This window comes from Peptoniphilus genitalis (assembly GCF_023614525.1).
GTDB classification, from domain to species: domain Bacteria; phylum Bacillota; class Clostridia; order Tissierellales; family Peptoniphilaceae; genus Peptoniphilus_A; species Peptoniphilus_A genitalis.
The window spans coordinates 1,188,286-1,206,073 of the sequence record NZ_CP097885.1 but is presented as its reverse complement, the minus strand read 5'-3'; the positions used below and the strand labels follow the sequence as shown (position 1 = coordinate 1,206,073).

Below are 17,788 nucleotides of genomic sequence, written 5' to 3'. Positions count from 1 at the left end.
AAGTCTTAATTCATATAACTTTAGGACTTTATATTTTTCTTCAAGCTTATAGCCTTTTACGAAGTTACAAATTTTTATCGAATCCTAAGTCTTTACAGAGCCATAAGACTTTTTAACTTCGTAAGAATTCACAACTTCACTCTTTTTTACAATTCAGTCAAGACTGACTTAGCAATTATTCGCTAAGAAATTTGGATTATAGCAAGAGCAAGCATCTGATCTACCAACAAGGGCAGACATCTGCTCCAAACCGAAGTTCGCTTTACTCCTTCTTTTTGGAAGATGGTTGCAGGTAGATAAACAAGCAAAAAGCACTGCCTCTCGACAGTGCTTTTCTTCTATTATATAGTCTATTTAATTTTTTATAACTTTCCAACATCTTACATCTTATTCATACCTCAAGGCTTCGATTGGGTCTAGCTTGGCTGCCTTGTTGGCTGGGTAGTAGCCGAAGAAGACTCCTATCAACATAGAGAAGCCCACTGCAACTGTTATTGATCCCAGGGATGGAAGTGTTTGGAATTCCAAAAGTTTGGACCCAATTAATCCTATTATAGTTCCCAGGATGATGCCGAAGAATCCTCCGATGATGCAAATGATGACGGACTCTATGATAAATTGCTTTCTTATGTCGCCCCTTGTTGCTCCCAGGGCCTTTCTGATTCCAATTTCTCTGGTCCTCTCTGTTACTGACACAAGGAGGATATTCATTACCCCAATCCCACCTACTAAAAGGGAGATGGCTGCAATGGCTCCTATGGCAACTTGGATGGACCCCATGGCGGAGTTCATTTGTGATATTTGGCTCTTGGCTGAATAATAGGCGACTTCTGCTCGTGAGTTGTCCTTGTAGAATTTTGCATTTAACTCATCAACTAGAGCCTTGGAATCTTCTTCTATGGTGTCAGGGTTTTTTAAAGTCATAGAGATGTCGTAGTAAGATGTCCTCGGTTCTGTCAAAAGTTCTCTATCCCCCGTTGTCCTTGGGATGTAAAGGGATGAGCTAGCTCCGTTGAGGGATTGACCCATGACCTTCATCTCTTCGTACTCATAGACACCAATTATCGTGGCAACTAGAAGTTTACCATTGACGTCAATTTTCACTTCTTGACCTAGGGCTTCTGGCGCTGGGACCTTGTAAATTTTTTCAAGGACCTTGTCTGAAATTACTGCAACATACTTGCCCCTTGCCACGTCTTCATCATTTAAAAACCTGCCGGCAACCATCTTGAGTTTGAAAATATTTTTTTCGCCCTCTGATGTGGAAACTATGGATACTGCTTCCTTGTTTCTCCCTTCCTTGACAAAACCTTGGCCGCTGGCTCCACGGTAGACTAGGTCTTCAATGGTCCTGCCCTTTTGAGCTTCTAAATAATTTATTATATTTTCTGAGAAGTAGTCGGAGTCCGTAAGCTCTCCTCCGTCGTAGTCGGCGTTTTTTGGCTTTACATAAATATTGACTGCTGTGTTGGCTATGGAGTCAAAGGCCTTGTTGACTGACTTGGTGAGGGCATCGCCTATGGTTGTGATGCCGATTACTGACCCAATACCAATTATTATTCCCAGCATGGTGAGGAAGGACCTGAGCTTGTTGGACCTTAGTCCCTCTAGGGAGAGTTTTATTGTTTCTAGTATATCCATTAAATCTCCTCCAAAAGTCCATCAGTCATCTTGTAGATCCTGCCTGCTTCCTTGGCGAGTTCCATGTTGTGGGTGATGATGATTATGGTCCTCTTGTCCTCTTTGTTGAGTTTGTGGAAGAGGTCCATTACATTCCTCCCAGTCTTGGAGTCCAAGGCTCCCGTTGGCTCGTCTGCCAGGATGATGTCGGGGTTGTTTGCCATTGACCTGGCTATGGCAACTCTTTGCTTTTGCCCACCTGATAGCTCGTTGGGTAGGTGGTCCATCCTGTCCTTCATCTCTACTATTTCAAGAAGTCTTTCAGCCCTTTCAGCTCTTTCCTTTTTGCCTAGACCTGCGTAGGTCATGGGGAGTTCAACATTTTTTAGGGCATTGGACCTGGGTATGAGGTTGAAGTTTTGGAAGACGAAGCCAATTTTTTTGGACCTGTAGGCTGATAGGTCGCTGTCCTTTAGGGTGGAGATGTCAACTCCATTGAGTTCGTAGTAACCTGTTGTCTGCCTGTCAAGAAGTCCAATGATGTTCATTAGGGTAGACTTGCCTGAACCTGACTGGCCCACAACTGATACAAAGTCGCCATCATTTACTTCAAAATTTATGCCGTGGAGGATTTCCAATTCATTTTCTTTTCCAATGTTAAAGGACTTTTTTATGTTCTCCATCTTTATAAGCTTGCCTGTCATTTTATGATAACTCCTCCGGCTTCTGCGGTGCTGGCATCTACACTTTTTTCATCTCCATCACTTTCTTTGGAGTTTGGATCCCTCATAAGTTTAACTTGGCTGCCCTCTCCATAGCCTCCTGATGTGGCAAGGATCTTGTCGCCTTCCTTGAGGTCTTTGGACTTGATGGCAGTTTCTGCATCATTTTCTAGCCCCCTTGTCACTTCAACTTTTTCAATTTGGTACTTGTCTTTGCCTAGGTCTTTTAATGCAAGGACATAGGACTTATTGTCTCTTTCGAAGATGGCATCACTTGGCACTTTGAAGGTGTTTTCTTCCTGGCTAATGATGTATTTAATCCTAAGGGTCATGCCTGGGGCAAATTTTTCTTCTTGGCCTTCATCTATTTCTATTACAGTCTTGTATAATACTTCGCCAGACTTGTTGTCTTCAGATACTGGCATTGGAGCTGGGTCAATGGAGATGACCTTGCCCTTGTATACCTCTCCCATAAGGGAGTCTGATGTGATTTCCACTTGTGTTCCCACGCTGATGGAGTTCTTGTCGTATTCCTTTATTTGGGATTCTATCCTAAGCTTGTCAATGGTTTCGATCTTGGCAAGGTAGCCTGTTGGTACTTGGCCTTCCTTGGCTGGGACTTCTGTTACAGTTCCGTCTGCTGGTGCCTTTATCATTACTTTTTCAAGTTCTTCTGATAGGTTTTCGATTTCTACATTGTCAAGATTGTTGGCTCCTGCCTGACTTGTCTTTAGGTTGTCCCTTAGACCAGAGATTTCGTTGGCAACTTGGATTTTTGTTGACTCAAGATTTTTCTTGGCACTTTCGTAGTTGTTCTTTGCTGTTTCAAGATTTTGTGCCAAAGTTTTTAATTCGTCATCACGAGACTTTCTCGCCTTTAATGCCTTGTCGGCATCAGCGTAGAGGTCTTCCTTTGCCTTTTTCACTTCAAGGCCTGTGGATTCAACTTGTTTTGCTTGGCCTTCCACTTCTTTTTCTAGGGCTTCAGCTTCGGCTTGGTATTTTTGTTCATCAGCCTTGGCAGTGGCTAGGTCTTCAGAAATTTTTCCAATTAGGATTTCTGTTTCTGCCTGTTCTCTTGTTAGGCTCTTGATTTTATTTTTTAGGTTTTCTATTTCATTTTGGATCTTTTTAGTATCTGGGTTTTCTCCCACTGTAGTGCTTTCTACAATTTTACTTTCAAGTGTGCCTGCGTTTATGCTCTTTTTTTCTGAATTTGAATTATTATTTTTAGGCAGGCTTTGGATATTTTGCTTTTCACCGCCAACAAGTTGCCCTTGTTTTTCAGTCATTTCTGCCTGCTTTTCAGAGATTTCAATTCCAATCTCAGTAAGTCTCCTCTTGGCATTGTCTAAGTCTGCTTGGAGATAGTCCTTGGACCTAGATGCACCAGATGCAAGGGACTTATTTTCAGAAATCTTGTCCCTATTCTTGTTTATGTCATCTAGCAATTGCTTGTATCTTAGGTCAGTTGCTTCTTCTTGGTAGGCAAGACTTTCCCTTGACCCCTTTTCTGCCACAAGACCTTGGTTGTATCTCTCGTCGATGCTCCTCTTGAAGTCATTGTAGGACTTCTCTGCAGCAAGGTATTGGTCCATGGCTTGGGTTAGGGATGTCTCTGCAGCAACAAGGGCAGAGTTTTTGCCAGTCTTTTGACCTGATAGGGCTTCAGAAAGTCTCTTCTTGGCAGCAGAAATTTGTGCCGAAAGGTTTTTGTCTGTGGCTGCCTTTTGTGCCTTCCTTGACTTCAACTGTTGCTCTATACTTGATGAGTCAAGCTTGGCAATTATGTCGCCTTTTTTCACCTTGTCGCCAACTTTTACATTTATTTCAGTGACTGGCAGGGCCTTTTCAGAGAATACTTCTACTGAGTTTGATGGAACTACCTTTCCCTTTTCGCTGACGGAGTTTGTGAGGCTCCCCTTCTTCAATGTGACAACTTGGTTTTCAGAAATTGTTTCTGCCTTTCCTCCACCAAGTCCAGCAATTTTTGGCACAATGGCAAGAGCAAGGACGAGGGCAAGTCCTCCTCCTGCTAAGATTTTATTTCTTCTATTTTTAAGTATGGTATTTTTTGCTTTTGTGTAAAATTTTTTCATCTCTACCTCCAAGCTTAATTATATAGTAAGCTTTTCTAGAATTACAATAGTAAAGAACTGCAAAATCTTTCAAATTTATTAAGATTTGTCTAAATTTCCTTGAAAGAAGGCTTAGCTTAATTATAAAATAAAGGGAGTAAAGCTAGAGTTAAGAAAGGGCGGAGTGAAAGATGCTAGAAATTTTAATTTTATTTTTATTTATGATAAATCTTTTTGTGGCAATAATTTTTGACATATCAATTGTCTTTGCCCTCTTTTTGAATTTAATTCTCTTGTCTCTTTATGCTTACATGAGAAAGTTTAGCCCAAGAGAAATTTGGTCCATGGCCTTCACAGGTATAAGGGACACCAAGACCATCCTTCTTGTCTTTTCCCTCATTGGAATGATAACAGGAATTTGGCGACTTTCAGGTACCATTGCCTACATAATTTATCATGGGACTTCTTTCATCTCGCCTAAGTTCTTCTATGTGGGAGTCTTTATCTTTAACTCAGCCATCTCCTTCTTAACTGGGACAAGCTTTGGGACTGCATCTACAGCGGGGATTATCTCCATGTCAATTTCCAACGCCATGAATTTTAACCCAGTGATTTGTGGTGGTGCGATTTTATCTGGCTGTTTCTTTGGAGACAGGTCATCGCCAATGTCCACATCAGCCCTCTTGGTGGCAACTCTTACCAAGACAGACCTCTATGTAAACCTAAAGAATATGTTTAGGACTTGCATCCTTCCTCTTATACTAACTATTGCAACTTATCAAATTTTTAATTTGGGAATCGAGGCAAGAGTGGACAAGGAAAGCATCGAGATGATTAGGGAGATTTTTAATTTTAACTTCCTCCTCATCATTCCAACTCTTTCTATTATCATCCTTGCAATTTTAAAAATTGATTTAAAGATCAACATGCTTATTTCCATTGTGATCTCTATAGTCTTTGCCATGGTCTTACAAGGCAGGTCTTTGGCAGAAGTTTTTCATGCCTTGATTTTTGGTTTTCACTTGGATTCTCCTGCAGGCAAGTTGATTAACGGTGGAGGATTTTTCTCCATGTTTAAGATGCTCTTAATAGTTGGAACTTCTTCTGGTTACTTTGGTTTCTTCAAGGAGACTGACCTCTTAGTCGGCGTGAAGAAATTTGTAAATAGGATGTTTAGTAAGTTACCTAAGATGCTTGTCATGTCCCTAATGTCTGCAATGATTTCAGTTTTTTCTTCCAACCAAACTCTTACAATCATGCTTACTTATGAGATGGCAAGGGAAAACTATAAGGACCAATATGACCTGGCCCTTGATATGGAGAACTCGGCAGTCATGACTCCATCCTACATCCCTTGGAACATAGCGGGAAGGACACCACTGGAAATGGTTGGCGCACCAGTAATGTCCCTTTACTTCTCCTTCTACCACCACTACATCATCTTAGTGAACACAATCTTCTCTGTGGTGGACTTCTATAGGACTAAGAAGTAGCAGGACTTAAGAACTTTTGAAAATAAATTCTAAAAACTTTATAAAAATCTTTGCACGCAAAAAACTCAGGCTCTTTCATGAACCTGAGTTTTATATTTTACAAAATATTTCTTCTTACATTCTCGCTTTAAATTTTTATTTTTAAAGTGAAAGTGTAAAGTTTCCTCGTTTTTCTTTTACTCAAATTAATTTCTAAATAAAAAACTGACCCTTAATCTTGTTTTAAAATTAAAGGTCAGTTTGATTTTTTATTATTCTATATCTTTGTATAGGTTCTTGGCTTTAATTTATTTTCTATGGCGCCGAGGGCGAAGTCTGCCAAGACTGCCATTAGGGCTGTTGGGATTGCTCCCGCTATTATTATGGGGCTTCCATTGGCTACTGTGATCCCCCTTGTGATTATATCTCCAAGGCCTCCTGCTCCAATGAAGGTGCCCACTGCTGTAACTCCTATGGCGAGGACTAGGGCATTTCTTATGCCGCCCATGATTATTGAAATGGCAAGGGGAAGTTCTACCTTCCTCATTATTTGATATTTTGTCATCCCCATTCCCTTAGCCGCATCAACAAGCTCTGGTGTTACTGAGTTGATTCCTCCCACTGTGTTTTTTAATATTGGAAGGATTGCGTATAAAAATACTGCAAAGACAACTGTGTTTGGTCCCGTTCCTATTAAAAACATGAGGATAGCCAACATGGCAAGGGATGGTATGGTCTGCATTACATTGGCGATACTTATTGTTAGTCTTGATAATTTTCTCTTTCTCGCTACTGCAAAGCCCAGTGGTATTGCCACTATTGCGGCAAATAGAACTCCGTAGATGGAAATTAAAAAGTGTCTAATAAATTGTTCAAAGACATAGGATGCGTTCTCCATATAGTAAATTATTACATCAGACATTTTTTCCTCCTTCCACAAGTTCCTTGTATTCTTTTATCTTGTTTTCGTCAACTTTTACGTCTTCAAAATACTTGTGCTTCTTCAAAAAGTTTTCTGCAACTATTTTTGGCATCTCAAGGTCTTCGTCTGCTTGACGGTTTAGCTCTTGCATGTCTTTTGATGAGATTTGTCCCACAAGCTTCATCATTATTGTCTCAAGCTCTGGATATTTTTCCACGATTGCCTTTGACAAAACTGGTGAGCAGTCGTAAGGTGGGAAAAGTCTCTTGTCATCTTCTAAGACAACTAAGTCATAGGATGAAATCTTTCCATCTGTGGAATATCCAAGGACTAGGTCCATCTCTCCACTGGCAAGGGCTGTATAAACTAGACCAATGTCCATTGGATAAATTGTCTTAAAGTCAAAGCCGTAGATTTCTTTGAAGGCCTTGTAACCGTCGCCCTCTCTCTTTATCCAAGCTGTGTCTACTCCAACTTCAAGTTTGTCTTTTATTTTCTCAAGGTCAGAAACTTTTTTAAGCTTATTTTCTTCTGCAAATTTTTTTGTAACCATAAAGGCATAGGTGTTGTCAAAGCCAAAGGATGGGTACCAGTATCTCTCCCACCTCTTGTAGTATTCTTGCATTACAACTTTCTCTGCCTCTTTTGGGTCCTTAATTGGATCCATGCCAAGTTCTCCACTAAGTGCAGTACCAGTGTACATGGCTCCAACTATGTTTACATCTCCCTTTAACATGGCTATGTGGTTTAGGACAGATGATGATAGGTTGGTAATTAGTGAAACATCTATGTCGCTATGGTGTTCTATCATTTGCTTAACAATTTCCCCAAGGATCTGCCTTTCTGTGTTGGATCCCGTTGCCACAACTACACTAGTCTTGGTGTTGCCACCAAGTCCTGGTAGACTACATGAGGTTAAAAAGATGGGCAGGATAAGAAAGATTAAAAGTAATTTTTTAATTTTTTTCATTATGCCACCTCACTTTTCTTGTTAGGCGATAATTTTTCTTCTAGGATTCCAAAGAGGAAGTCCACTATTATTGCCATGAGGGTAACTGGGATTGTCCCCCAAACTACCATTGGCATTATGGCATTAGTAAGTCCGTTAAAGATAAAGTCCCCAAGTCCACCTGCTCCTACATAGGCTGCAAGGGTTGTCCAGGCAAGGACGTAAACTCCTGAAAGTCTTATGCCACCCATGATAACTGGCATAGCCATAGGGATCTGGACCTTGAAAAGTATTTGGGACCTTGTCATCCCCATTCCCTTAGCTGCATCTATTAGGTTTTCATTTACTCCTGCTATACCAAGATAGGTGTTCCTCATAATTGGAAGCAAGGAGTAGATAAAAAGTGCAACTATGGCTGGCTTTTTTCCAACTCCAAAAAGTGGAATCATGAGTGCCAAGAGGGCAAAGGATGGAACTGTTTGAAGAACCGATGCTATTGCCATGACAATTTTTGCTGCCTGCTTGGACCTATTTAAGAGGATCCCTAGAGGAACTGCCACAAGAATCCCAAGGGCAAGAGAAATTGTCGCAATTATAAGATGTTCCATAGACTTTGACAATATTTCTCCACTATTTTCTAGTAAAAAATTAATCATTATCATCACCTATTTTCTTAGGTGCCTCACCTGATGCATCCTTCATAAGTTCAGATAAGTTGTCCTCTTCATAGACTTCTTCAGCCTCTTCCTCTTCTTCATTTCCCCAGAGGTTGGTGTAAATTGTATCTACTACTGAAGCCCTGGTAACAAGGCCAACAAGTTTGTTTTCCTCATCTACAACTGGCAGGTTCTTTATGTCTAGATTATAAATGTCACGAATGGCATTCATAATTACTGTGTCCTCTCCTATGGCGTAGACCTTGTCCATGACTTCGTAAAGAGCTTTTATGTGCTTACCATATCTTCCTATGTCAAACATGCCCACAGCTCCAAGTAGGTGCCCTTCTTCGTCGGTTACGAAAATAGTATCGACTCTCTTGTTTCTCATAAGGGCAAGGGCATCATAGGTTGACCTGTCACTTGTTAATGAAACTGGGTTCTTAAGCATAATTGTTTCCACAGTCCTGTAAGAAGTCTTGGCCTCGTTCATCTTTTCTTGGCCCAGCATTTCTTCTACGTATTTTGACTTTGGATTTTTAAGTATATTTTCTGGCGTATCAAATTGTTCAACGTGACCCTTCTTCATAATGACAATCCTGTCTGCAAGTGAAAGGGCCTCGTCCATGTCGTGGGACACAAAGACTATTGTCTTTCCCATTTCTCTTTGAAGTCTCTTCACGAGTTTTTGAAGGGCATCTCTCGTTATGGGGTCAAGGGCACCAAAGGGTTCATCCATTAGGATTATATCTTGGTCTGCTGCCAGAGCCCTTATAACTCCAATCCTCTGTTGTTGGCCTCCAGATAATTCTGATGGGTATTTGTCTAAGTAGAAAAGAGGTAGGTCCACTTTTTCGATTAAGTTTTCTGCAATGGGCCTTAACTTTTCTTCGTCCCATTTCAAAAGTCTTGGGACCAAAACTATGTTGTCGTAAACTGTCATATGTGGCAGGAGTCCAATTTGTTGGATTACATATCCAATTTGTCTCCTTAGATCAACTGGATCCATTTCCTTGATGCTGACTCCGTTGATGAGGATATCCCCTGATGTAATTTCGTTCATCCTATTTATCATCCTCATGCAGGTAGTCTTGCCCGATCCACTGGCTCCAATAAAACATATAAATTCGCCATCTTTGAATTTTAAATTTATATTTTCCGCTGCAACCTGATTACCGGGATAGATCTTGCTGACTTTTTTAAATTCAATCATTATAATCTCTCCTTAAATCAATTGGTCTTCATTATTTCGAAGACCTTAGCTTCCATTCTTAAATATTTTAATATCTTTAAGCATTTTTTGTTCTTTTCTATTATACCCATAATAGGGAACTTTCAATAATTTGCAAAATGGTCAGATTAATCTTGTGGGTTTTATATAAATTTTTATTACTTGAGACTTTACAATTGTTTGTGACTTTGCAATTATTTGTGACTTTGTAATTATTTGTGACTTTGTAATTATTTGTGACTTTGCAATTGTTTGTGACTTTGTAAATCTTTATGCCTTTATATCTTCTTATGACTTAGCAGTAATTTATAAACTTATAATTTTTTGTAAAGTCGCAAGCTCTTATTAACTTATAATTTTTTATTAACTTGCAAGTCAGATAAACTTGCATAAAAAAAGACTTCTCACTATTACATGAGAAGTCTTTTTTGATTTATATTTTTTTCATTCTTAGGTCTAGGTTCTTTTCATTGATCTTGTACTCTGTGTACTCTTTAATAAGAGCGTAGAGAGTTGATGCAAGTGGTATAAAGGCCCACATTCCCACTACTCCAAAGAGAGATCCACCTATTGTGATTGCCACAAGAGTCCATAAGGATGGAAGTCCAACTTTGTTGCCAACAAGTTTTGGATAAACTAAGTTTGATTCAATTTGTTGCAAAATCAAAATCAATACTATAAACATAAGTCCCTTAGTTGGGTCTTCAATTACAATCATGACAAAGGCCATGGCACCACCAAGGAAGGGGCCGATGATTGGCACAAGGTCTGTCACGCCAACTATTACACCAATTGTGGCTGCGTTGGGAATTCTTAAAAGCAAGCAGCACACAAAAGTCGCTATACCTATAAAGGATGACACTGTTAGCTGTCCCCTTATGAAACCAAAGAAGTTTTCATGTAAGAGGTGGGCAACGTGCAAGATTTTATTTGCGACCTTGTTATTAAAGCATGAGTACCAAATTCTAGTTGCTTGATAGCCAAGTCTTTCCTTGTCTGCAAGGATGTAGATTGATGTAATAAGGGCAAGGAAGAAGGAGACCAAGCCACCCAAGATACTGGACGCTGTCGATAGGGCAGAGTTTAGTATATAGGATGACTGTTCGTCAGACTTGACAAAGCTCCTTACCCTATTAAAAATTTCATTCCAAGACAAGTTGTCGTACTCAGCTTGAAGCTTGTCAGAGTAATTGCTTAAATAAGGTATCTCTCTTGTCTTATCAATTGCCATTTGCAAGAAACTTGGAAGGGACTTCCTAAGTTCGTTAAAGGAATTGATAAGTTGTGGGACAATTATCGCCGTAATTATAAATATGGCGAGGATTATCACTATAAAGGATATAGCAATGGAAATTGTCCTCTTGTGATTTTGAAATTTTTCATTTTTTATCTTGTCTAAAATTTTTCTCTCGAAAAAGTTTAGAGGTATTTTCATTATAAAGGCGATAACTCCCCCTAGGATAAAGGGAGCAATAACGCCAAGTAAGACTCCAAGACCTGAAAATATTGTCTTGGAATTTACAAATAAGTATGCCACAAATAAAAGGGCAAGCCCTGTCAAAAATATCTTTTTGTAGACGTCGGTCTTAAAGGATAAGCTTGACGGGATTTTCTTTTCTTCTCTTTCTCTTTTATCTTCCATTTCTTCCTCTTTTCTTTATACTACAAACCAAAGTAGTCTTCAAAGAACTGTCTCTCTATGTTCTTTGTCCTGTTTAAGTAAATCTCTAGGTAGTCGTAGAATAGGGACCCCTTGTTTATCTTTTGCTGATCTCTCTTCACCCTTTCAAGAGGGTAAGACTTGTGAGGGGCAGGGAGCTTTGACTCCCTCCTTCTCTTTTTATTTTCTTCATAACCCTTGGGATTTACTTCTATAATAATTTCGAAATTTTTGTCACTAGGTTGGTCCTTCTTCTTGTAGTCAATGTCGAGTTTTTCTTTCTTATTAGGCTTTGACTCAAGAGGCATAAGATACCTAACAGGATTTAGGGCAAGGGATGTATCCTCAGTTTTTTCTTCAAAGGAAATAACTCCAGAGTCCAATTCTCTTTTCAAATTTTTTAATTTTTGCCTTTCATCCATACTTTCAAAATTTTTGTCTTTCAATTTTAAAATCCTCTCAATACATCAGGTCTAAAAGACTTTTTCTTTAAAGTTTTTTCTATTGCACTTATTAGGCCTTCCTTGTCCTCGTTTAAAGTTCCTGCAAGGAGAACGTAGTTGGATGCGTGGTTGGACCTAAACACTGTGCCTTCAGAGTCCACGTGCTCCAAGAATATTTTCATCTCTTCAAGAATTTGACCTGCATCTGGCATCTTAAACTTGCCACTTACATAGTCTTCATAAAGAGGTGTGTTCTTGTAAATTCTCATTGTGAGATAACCCAAGAAGTCTGGCTTGGTTTCTGAAATTAATTTGGCAGTTCCTATTGCATTTCTTTCCATGCCCTCTACTCCACCAAGGCCTGCTATGATTGTGATGGAAGTTGTAAATCCTGCTTCCTTTGCCTTCTTCATGGCAGTTACATATTCTTCATAAGTTACCCCTTTTTTGATTTCCTTTAGGAGTTCTTCGTCTCCTGTCTCGAAACCAATGTAGAGCATCTCAAGTCCTTCAGCCCTAAGCTCTTTTAGTTCTTCTAGGGACTTTCTGTTTATATCTTGGGCAGTTGCATAGGATGAAACTCTTTTTACATTGGGATAGTATTTTTTTATGGTACTTAGGATCTCAACAAGGTCCTCTGTCTTTAATACTAGAGCGTCTCCATCTGCCAAGAAGATCCTCTCAAAATAATCTCCATAGGAACTCATTTCTATTAGGTCCTTCTTTATATCTTCAAGGGGTCTTATCCTAAAATCATCATCCTTGTACATGTAGCAAAAAGTACAGTTGTTGTGGGAACAACCAACTGTAGCTTGAATTATTAGTGACCTAGCCTCACTTGGCGGTCTAAAAACATTTCCATAATACTGCATATAACTTCCCTCTCTTTTTTATTCTCTTTTTATTTTAATTTTTTCCGTGCTTCTTTAATAAGTCGTCCTTTAGCTTCCAAAGTTTTTCTGACAAGTCGACGATGTACTCGTTTGGATTGTCAAGTCTCTTAGTTTCTTCCCAAAGAGTATCCAGTTCTGCTTCAGCTCTTGCTCTTATTTCATCAAGGCTTGGCATCTTGTATACAAGTTCACCCTTGTCATAAATTTGAACAAGGACCTTCTTAGCTGTATAGTCTGTAAGTGTCTTTCTCTTCCAAGTGTAGATTGGGTGGAAGACTTCGTAATTATCCTTAGGGATTTCTTCATCTCTTAGGGCAATGACATCACCCATGGCCTTGCCAGTTTCATTTTCATAAAATCTGTAAAGTTCCTTAAAGCCAGGTGTAGTAATTTTTGCCACGTTTTCAGAAATTTTAATCTTTGGAGTGATTTTTCCCTCTTCATCTTCTGTGGCAACTAGTTTATAAACTCCACCAAAAACTGGAGATGACTTTGATGTAATAAGTCTTTCCCCAACTCCAAAGGAATCAAGCTTTGCCCCTTGGTGGAGGATTGTCCTAATTGTGTACTCATCTAAGGAGTTGGATGCCATGATCTTAACATCTTCATATCCTGCATCATCTAGCATCTTTCTCGCCTTGTTGGAAATGTAAGTTATATCTCCAGAGTCAATTCTTATGCCCTTAGGTCTAAATCCACGAGGAACAACTTCTTCGTCAAAGACCTTGATAGCATTAGGGACACCTTCCTTAAGAGTGTCGTAAGTGTCAACAAGAAGTAGACAGTTGTCTGGATAAACTCTTGCAAAGGCCCTAAAGGCTTCTAGTTCTGTGTCAAACATTTGAACCCAAGAGTGAGCCATAGTTCCAAGAGCTGGCACTCCAAACATCTTGTCTGTCAAAGTGTTAGCTGTTCCTGCACAACCACCTATGTATGCTGCCCTTGCTCCAAGATTTGCTGCAGAATAACCTTGGGCTCTTCTTGATCCAAATTCAACAACTGGTCTGCCCTTAGCTTGCTTAACAATTCTTGATGCCTTAGTTGCAATCATAGATTGGTGGTTTATTGTAAGTAGAACCATAGTCTCAAGCATTTGAGCTTGAATAGCTGGGCCTCTTACTATTAAAAGTGGTTCACCAGGGAAGGCTAGAGTTCCTTCTGGCATTGCCCAAACGTCACATTTAAATTCAAAATCTTTTAAATAAGATAAAAATTCTTCGTCAAAAATTCCCTTTTCTCTTAAGAAGTCTATGTCTTCTTCTGAGAAGTGGAGGTTCTCCATGTACTCAATAAGTTGTTCAAGGCCAGCAACAATTGTGTACTCTCCGTTGTCAGGCACTTCTCTGAAGAACATATCAAAGATTACAGTCTTATCTCTTAGTCCTTCCTTAAAAAAACCATTGGCCATTGTGAGTTCATAGAAATCCACAAGCAAGGTGTAATTTTTCTTTACATTATAATTTACCATTTTATACTTCCTTTTCTTTTATCTAGCCTAGCTAGGTCTCCTTTAGTTAATTACCTAAATTATATCACAAAGGAGATTTTTTTAAAAATTTAATGGCTCTCACCCTTATATATGTCCAAAAATATTTTTATAAAAGTTTACTTGTGTTATAATTTTTAAGAAAAAATTCTTGCGAGCTTCTTTTCTATGAAGAGACTCTTAAAGATTTTCAAATTCTTATTAATTAGTAAATAACTATGCTATAATAACAATAGATTGGTAAAGGTGAAATTTTTTGGAAAAAGTTAAAAGCATTGTGGACATAGAGAGGTCCCTAATAAAAACTTACAGGAGAGACATTTATAAAAAATTCGTCAAGGGGATCAACAATTATGAAATGATTAGCCCTGGCGACAAGATTGCAGTTGCAATATCAGGTGGCAAGGACTCGCTAACTCTTGCCAAGCTCTTGCAAGAACTCAAGAAGCACAACAAGGTTCCCTTTGAATTAGAATTCATTGCCATGGACCCAGGCTACCTTCCTGAGAACAGAGAGAGACTTGAGTACAACTGCGAGAAACTTGGCATACCAGTTAAGGTTCACGACTCTGATGTCTTTTCGGTTGCAGAAAAATTGTCATCAGGTGGATCAACTTGTTACATGTGCGCAAGGATGCGTCGAGGCAATTTATACAACAGAGCCCAAGAGCTTGGCTGCAATAAGCTAGCCCTTGGTCACCACTTTGATGATGTCATCGAGACTGTTCTTTTAAATATAATCTACGCTGGCGACTTCAAGACAATGATGCCAAAGTTGAAATCCAAAAACTTTGAAGGCTTAGAACTCATTAGACCCATGTATCTCGTAAGAGAAGAAGCTATTATTAGGTTTATGAAGTCCACTGGACTTTCTGCTCTTGACTGTGCCTGCACTGTTACCCAAAAGAAGTCTGGCAACAAGAGGTTTTTTATCAAGGACCTCATCGAAGAGCTCAAGAAGGAAAACAAAAATGTTGACATAAATATCTTGCGTGCAACAGAAAATGTCAACATGGACCAAATTCTTGGCTACAAGGAAAAGGGCGAAAGACACAACTTTTTAGAATTTTACTAAAAAAAATCCTGTTTTTTATCGGGATTATGGGGTATGTAAGTTAAGGTAATTTAACTTTGTTAAATGTATTGAAGGGAAGGACTTAATTAAGTCTTTACTTTATAAAATATAAGGAGGATTTATGGAAAACTTATTGTCAGTACCTATTAAAGACGATATATATTTTATAGGTACAAATGATAGAAAGACTGAACTATTTGAAGGAATGTGGCCACTACCAAAGGGTGTTGCTTACAACTCTTTTGTACTAAAGGGAGAAAAGAATATACTTTTTGACCTAGTAAGAGTTAACACTATTGACGATTACATTCAAAAAATCAATGAAATTATTGGAGAAAATGAAAAAATTGATTACATAGTAATCAATCACATGGAACCAGACCACACATCTTCAATTAAGACAATCTTGGACATCTATCCAGATGCAAAACTTGTTACAAACAAGAAGGCTGTTGCCATGTTAAAGAACTTCTACGAAGTTACAGACAACATCATCGAAGTTAAAGAAGGAGAAACTGTAGAACTTGGAAATAGAAAGTTAACTTTCTACATGACTCCAATGGTTCACTGGCCAGAATCTATGGTTGCCTACGAAGAAGCAACTAAGACCCTATTCTCACAAGATATCTTCGGTGGCTTTGGTACACTTGATGGTGGAATCTTTGACGACCAAATTGAATACAATTCACAGTATCTAGAAGAAACTACAAGATACTTCATCAACATAGTTGGTAAGTATGCAACACAAGCCCTAAAAGCTCTAAAGAAGCTAGAAGGTCTTGATATTGAACTTATTTGTCCAGACCATGGACCAATCTGGAGAAAAAATCCACAAAAGATCATCGACATCTACACATCACTTGCAAAGCAAGAAACAATTGATGGCTGTGTAGTAATCTACGGTTCAATGTATGGTAACACAGAAACAATGGCAGAAGCAGTTGCAAGAGGACTTTCTGAAGGCGGACTTACTGATGTAAAGGTTCGTGACATCACAAAGACTTCCAACTCTTATTTACTTTCTGACATCTGGAGATACAAGGGAGTTATCATTGGTTCATGTTCTTACGACAATAACCTCTTCCCTCCAATGAACTACCTAATGACAGAAGCTTCTCACCAAAGAATGAAAAACAATTACTGGGGAATCTTCGGTTCCTACTCATGGTCAGGTGGAGCTCTAAAAACTCTAAAAAAATACATGGAAGATGGCAAGTACGATGTGCTTGACACTCAACTTGAAATCCAAGGTGCAGCAACGCATGAAGAGTTACAACAACTTATCGACTTCGGTAAGGAAATGGCTGCAAAGATCCTAGCAAAAGAAGATTAATAAAAGTTAAATAAATAAAAAAAAACTCCACTTATGTGAAATAGGTGGAGTTTTTTTATGTAGATTTTTATTTTTAGATTAGTTGGGATTTTTATTTTTTGGCTATTTTAATTTTGTTAACTTATAATTTTTTGAATCTCTTATAATTCTTTAAGCCTCTTTCCTTTCAATTATCTGTTATCTTACTTCCCTCTTCTTAGTTTTATAAATAAGCAAACTATTAAATTATCAAATTTTTCTGTTAAGACAAAATAATCTCGCTAATACTTCATAAAGTTTTTAAATTTCCTAGGCCCTATTAAAAAATTAAATAAAAAAAGAATGTCCTTAATCATTTAATTAAAAGACATTCTTTTCAGATATTTAATTCCATCCAATTTAAACTTTTTGGTTCAATCACATCTATCACCTATATTCTTCATTTTACCAAAGCCCTATATAAATTAACATTTTTGAAAGCTCCCTACTCTAGGACTTTCTGCCATTTATATAAAAACTAAGAGTAAATAACAATTACTTTCTAAACTATTTACCATCGTACTTTAATTACATCTTCAATTTCAATTTATATAAAAGCCTTTTTATAAGAGGCTAATAAATTTAAATAAAATCAAATACGTTTTACTTTTTTATTGGATGGAATTGTCATTGTTCACAAATAAGAAAAATCTTTAAGCTTTTATTGCTTTATCACGTTAATCTTATTTGGTACTATTATTATACCACGCAAAATAAAAATGTAAACACTTTTTGCAAAAATTTTTAAAATTATTTTATAATTTTTTATAGTATAATTTGACATAGAAGGAGGCTATTATGAACACATTAATCGGATACAAAAAATGCAGCACCTGCAAGAATATTGAAAAACTTTTGCAAGAAAAAAATATTCCCTACGACTACAGGGAGATCGACAAGGACCTCTTAAGTGTTGAGGAACTTAAAAAAATTAAGGACCAAGCAGGAGTTGACATCTTCAAACTATTTAACACATCAGGAGTTAGGTATAGAGAGCTAAACCTAAAGGACAAGAAGAATGACATGACAGAAGAAGAAATCTTCGAGCTCCTATCCACTGACGGAATGCTAGTTAAGAGACCAATCCTCTTAAAAGATGGTAAGGCTTACGTAGGCCCACAAGTTAAAAAATATTTAGAAAGTCTGTAAAATTAAATTTAAAAGCAAAAGAAGTGCAAGAAAAATAATCTTGCACTTTTTATTTTTAAGAATTTTAAATTTACCCACAAA

15 protein-coding genes are annotated in these 17,788 nt (G+C 38.1%); 4 read left to right on the top strand and 11 right to left on the bottom strand.

Annotated features, from left to right (window positions below; translation table 11 throughout):
- Positions 1-387: 387 nt before the first annotated feature.
- Genes M9426_RS05695 through M9426_RS05685 form a run of 3 tightly spaced genes read right to left on the bottom strand, consistent with a single transcriptional unit; the run spans position 388 to position 4,441 of the window.
- On the bottom strand, positions 388-1,641 hold the full coding sequence (locus M9426_RS05695) for an ABC transporter permease (protein ID WP_250341607.1): 1,254 nt from the start codon (positions 1,639-1,641) through the stop codon (positions 388-390).
- Entirely contained in the window at positions 1,641-2,324 is a 684-nt protein-coding gene (locus M9426_RS05690; protein ID WP_250341606.1) for an ABC transporter ATP-binding protein, read from the bottom strand. Before M9426_RS05690 ends, M9426_RS05695 begins: the two co-directional genes overlap by 1 nt.
- Positions 2,321-4,441, bottom strand: coding sequence for an efflux RND transporter periplasmic adaptor subunit (locus M9426_RS05685; protein ID WP_250341605.1), 2,121 nt, complete (start codon positions 4,439-4,441; stop codon positions 2,321-2,323). Before M9426_RS05685 ends, M9426_RS05690 begins: the two co-directional genes overlap by 4 nt.
- Positions 4,442-4,611: 170 nt before the next feature.
- Here M9426_RS05685 and M9426_RS05680 point away from each other — a divergent pair, with 170 nt between their 5' ends.
- Entirely contained in the window at positions 4,612-5,913 is a 1,302-nt protein-coding gene (locus M9426_RS05680) for a Na+/H+ antiporter NhaC family protein (protein WP_250341604.1), read from the top strand.
- A gap of 256 nt (positions 5,914-6,169) precedes the next feature.
- Here the strand turns inward: M9426_RS05680 and M9426_RS05675 are convergent, their stop codons facing one another.
- The 8 genes from M9426_RS05675 to M9426_RS05640 form a co-directional block, all read right to left on the bottom strand.
- Positions 6,170-6,814, bottom strand: a complete 645-nt coding sequence (locus M9426_RS05675) for an ABC transporter permease (protein ID WP_250341603.1) — start codon at positions 6,812-6,814, stop codon at positions 6,170-6,172.
- Positions 6,807-7,784, bottom strand: a complete 978-nt coding sequence (locus M9426_RS05670) for an osmoprotectant ABC transporter substrate-binding protein (RefSeq protein WP_250341602.1) — start codon at positions 7,782-7,784, stop codon at positions 6,807-6,809. The genes M9426_RS05675 and M9426_RS05670 overlap by 8 nt, the downstream gene beginning before the upstream one ends.
- Complete coding sequence (locus M9426_RS05665) at positions 7,784-8,419, bottom strand: ABC transporter permease (protein ID WP_305883872.1); 636 nt, start codon at positions 8,417-8,419, stop codon at positions 7,784-7,786. The genes M9426_RS05670 and M9426_RS05665 overlap by 1 nt, the downstream gene beginning before the upstream one ends.
- A complete protein-coding gene (locus tag M9426_RS05660; RefSeq protein ID WP_250341600.1) occupies positions 8,412-9,632 on the bottom strand; it encodes an ABC transporter ATP-binding protein in 1,221 nt (406 codons plus the stop codon). The genes M9426_RS05665 and M9426_RS05660 overlap by 8 nt, the downstream gene beginning before the upstream one ends.
- A 451-nt stretch (positions 9,633-10,083) precedes the next feature.
- On the bottom strand, positions 10,084-11,292 hold the full coding sequence (locus tag M9426_RS05655; protein ID WP_250341599.1) for an AI-2E family transporter: 1,209 nt from the start codon (positions 11,290-11,292) through the stop codon (positions 10,084-10,086).
- 20 nt (positions 11,293-11,312) lie between these two features.
- Complete coding sequence (locus tag M9426_RS05650; RefSeq protein WP_060800652.1) at positions 11,313-11,756, bottom strand: hypothetical protein; 444 nt, start codon at positions 11,754-11,756, stop codon at positions 11,313-11,315.
- 2 nt (positions 11,757-11,758) lie between these two features.
- Positions 11,759-12,625 (bottom strand): radical SAM protein, encoded by an 867-nt coding sequence (locus M9426_RS05645; protein ID WP_250341598.1) that lies wholly within the window; start codon positions 12,623-12,625, stop codon positions 11,759-11,761.
- A gap of 34 nt (positions 12,626-12,659) precedes the next feature.
- Positions 12,660-14,114, bottom strand: coding sequence for a nicotinate phosphoribosyltransferase (locus M9426_RS05640; RefSeq protein ID WP_250341597.1), 1,455 nt, complete (start codon positions 14,112-14,114; stop codon positions 12,660-12,662).
- Positions 14,115-14,388: 274 nt separating this feature from the next.
- Between M9426_RS05640 and M9426_RS05635 the strand changes: the two genes are divergently transcribed.
- The 3 genes from M9426_RS05635 (at position 14,389) to M9426_RS05625 (ending at position 17,707) form a co-directional block, all read left to right on the top strand.
- Entirely contained in the window at positions 14,389-15,207 is an 819-nt protein-coding gene (locus tag M9426_RS05635; protein WP_005955526.1) for a tRNA lysidine(34) synthetase, read from the top strand.
- Between the two features lie 121 nt (positions 15,208-15,328).
- Positions 15,329-16,540 carry an FprA family A-type flavoprotein gene (locus M9426_RS05630; protein ID WP_250341596.1) on the top strand — a complete coding sequence of 404 codons (1,212 nt, stop codon included), beginning with the start codon at positions 15,329-15,331 and terminating at the stop codon, positions 16,538-16,540.
- A gap of 816 nt (positions 16,541-17,356) precedes the next feature.
- Positions 17,357-17,707, top strand: a complete 351-nt coding sequence (locus tag M9426_RS05625) for a Spx/MgsR family RNA polymerase-binding regulatory protein (protein WP_250341595.1) — start codon at positions 17,357-17,359, stop codon at positions 17,705-17,707.
- Positions 17,708-17,788: the final 81 nt, after the last annotated feature.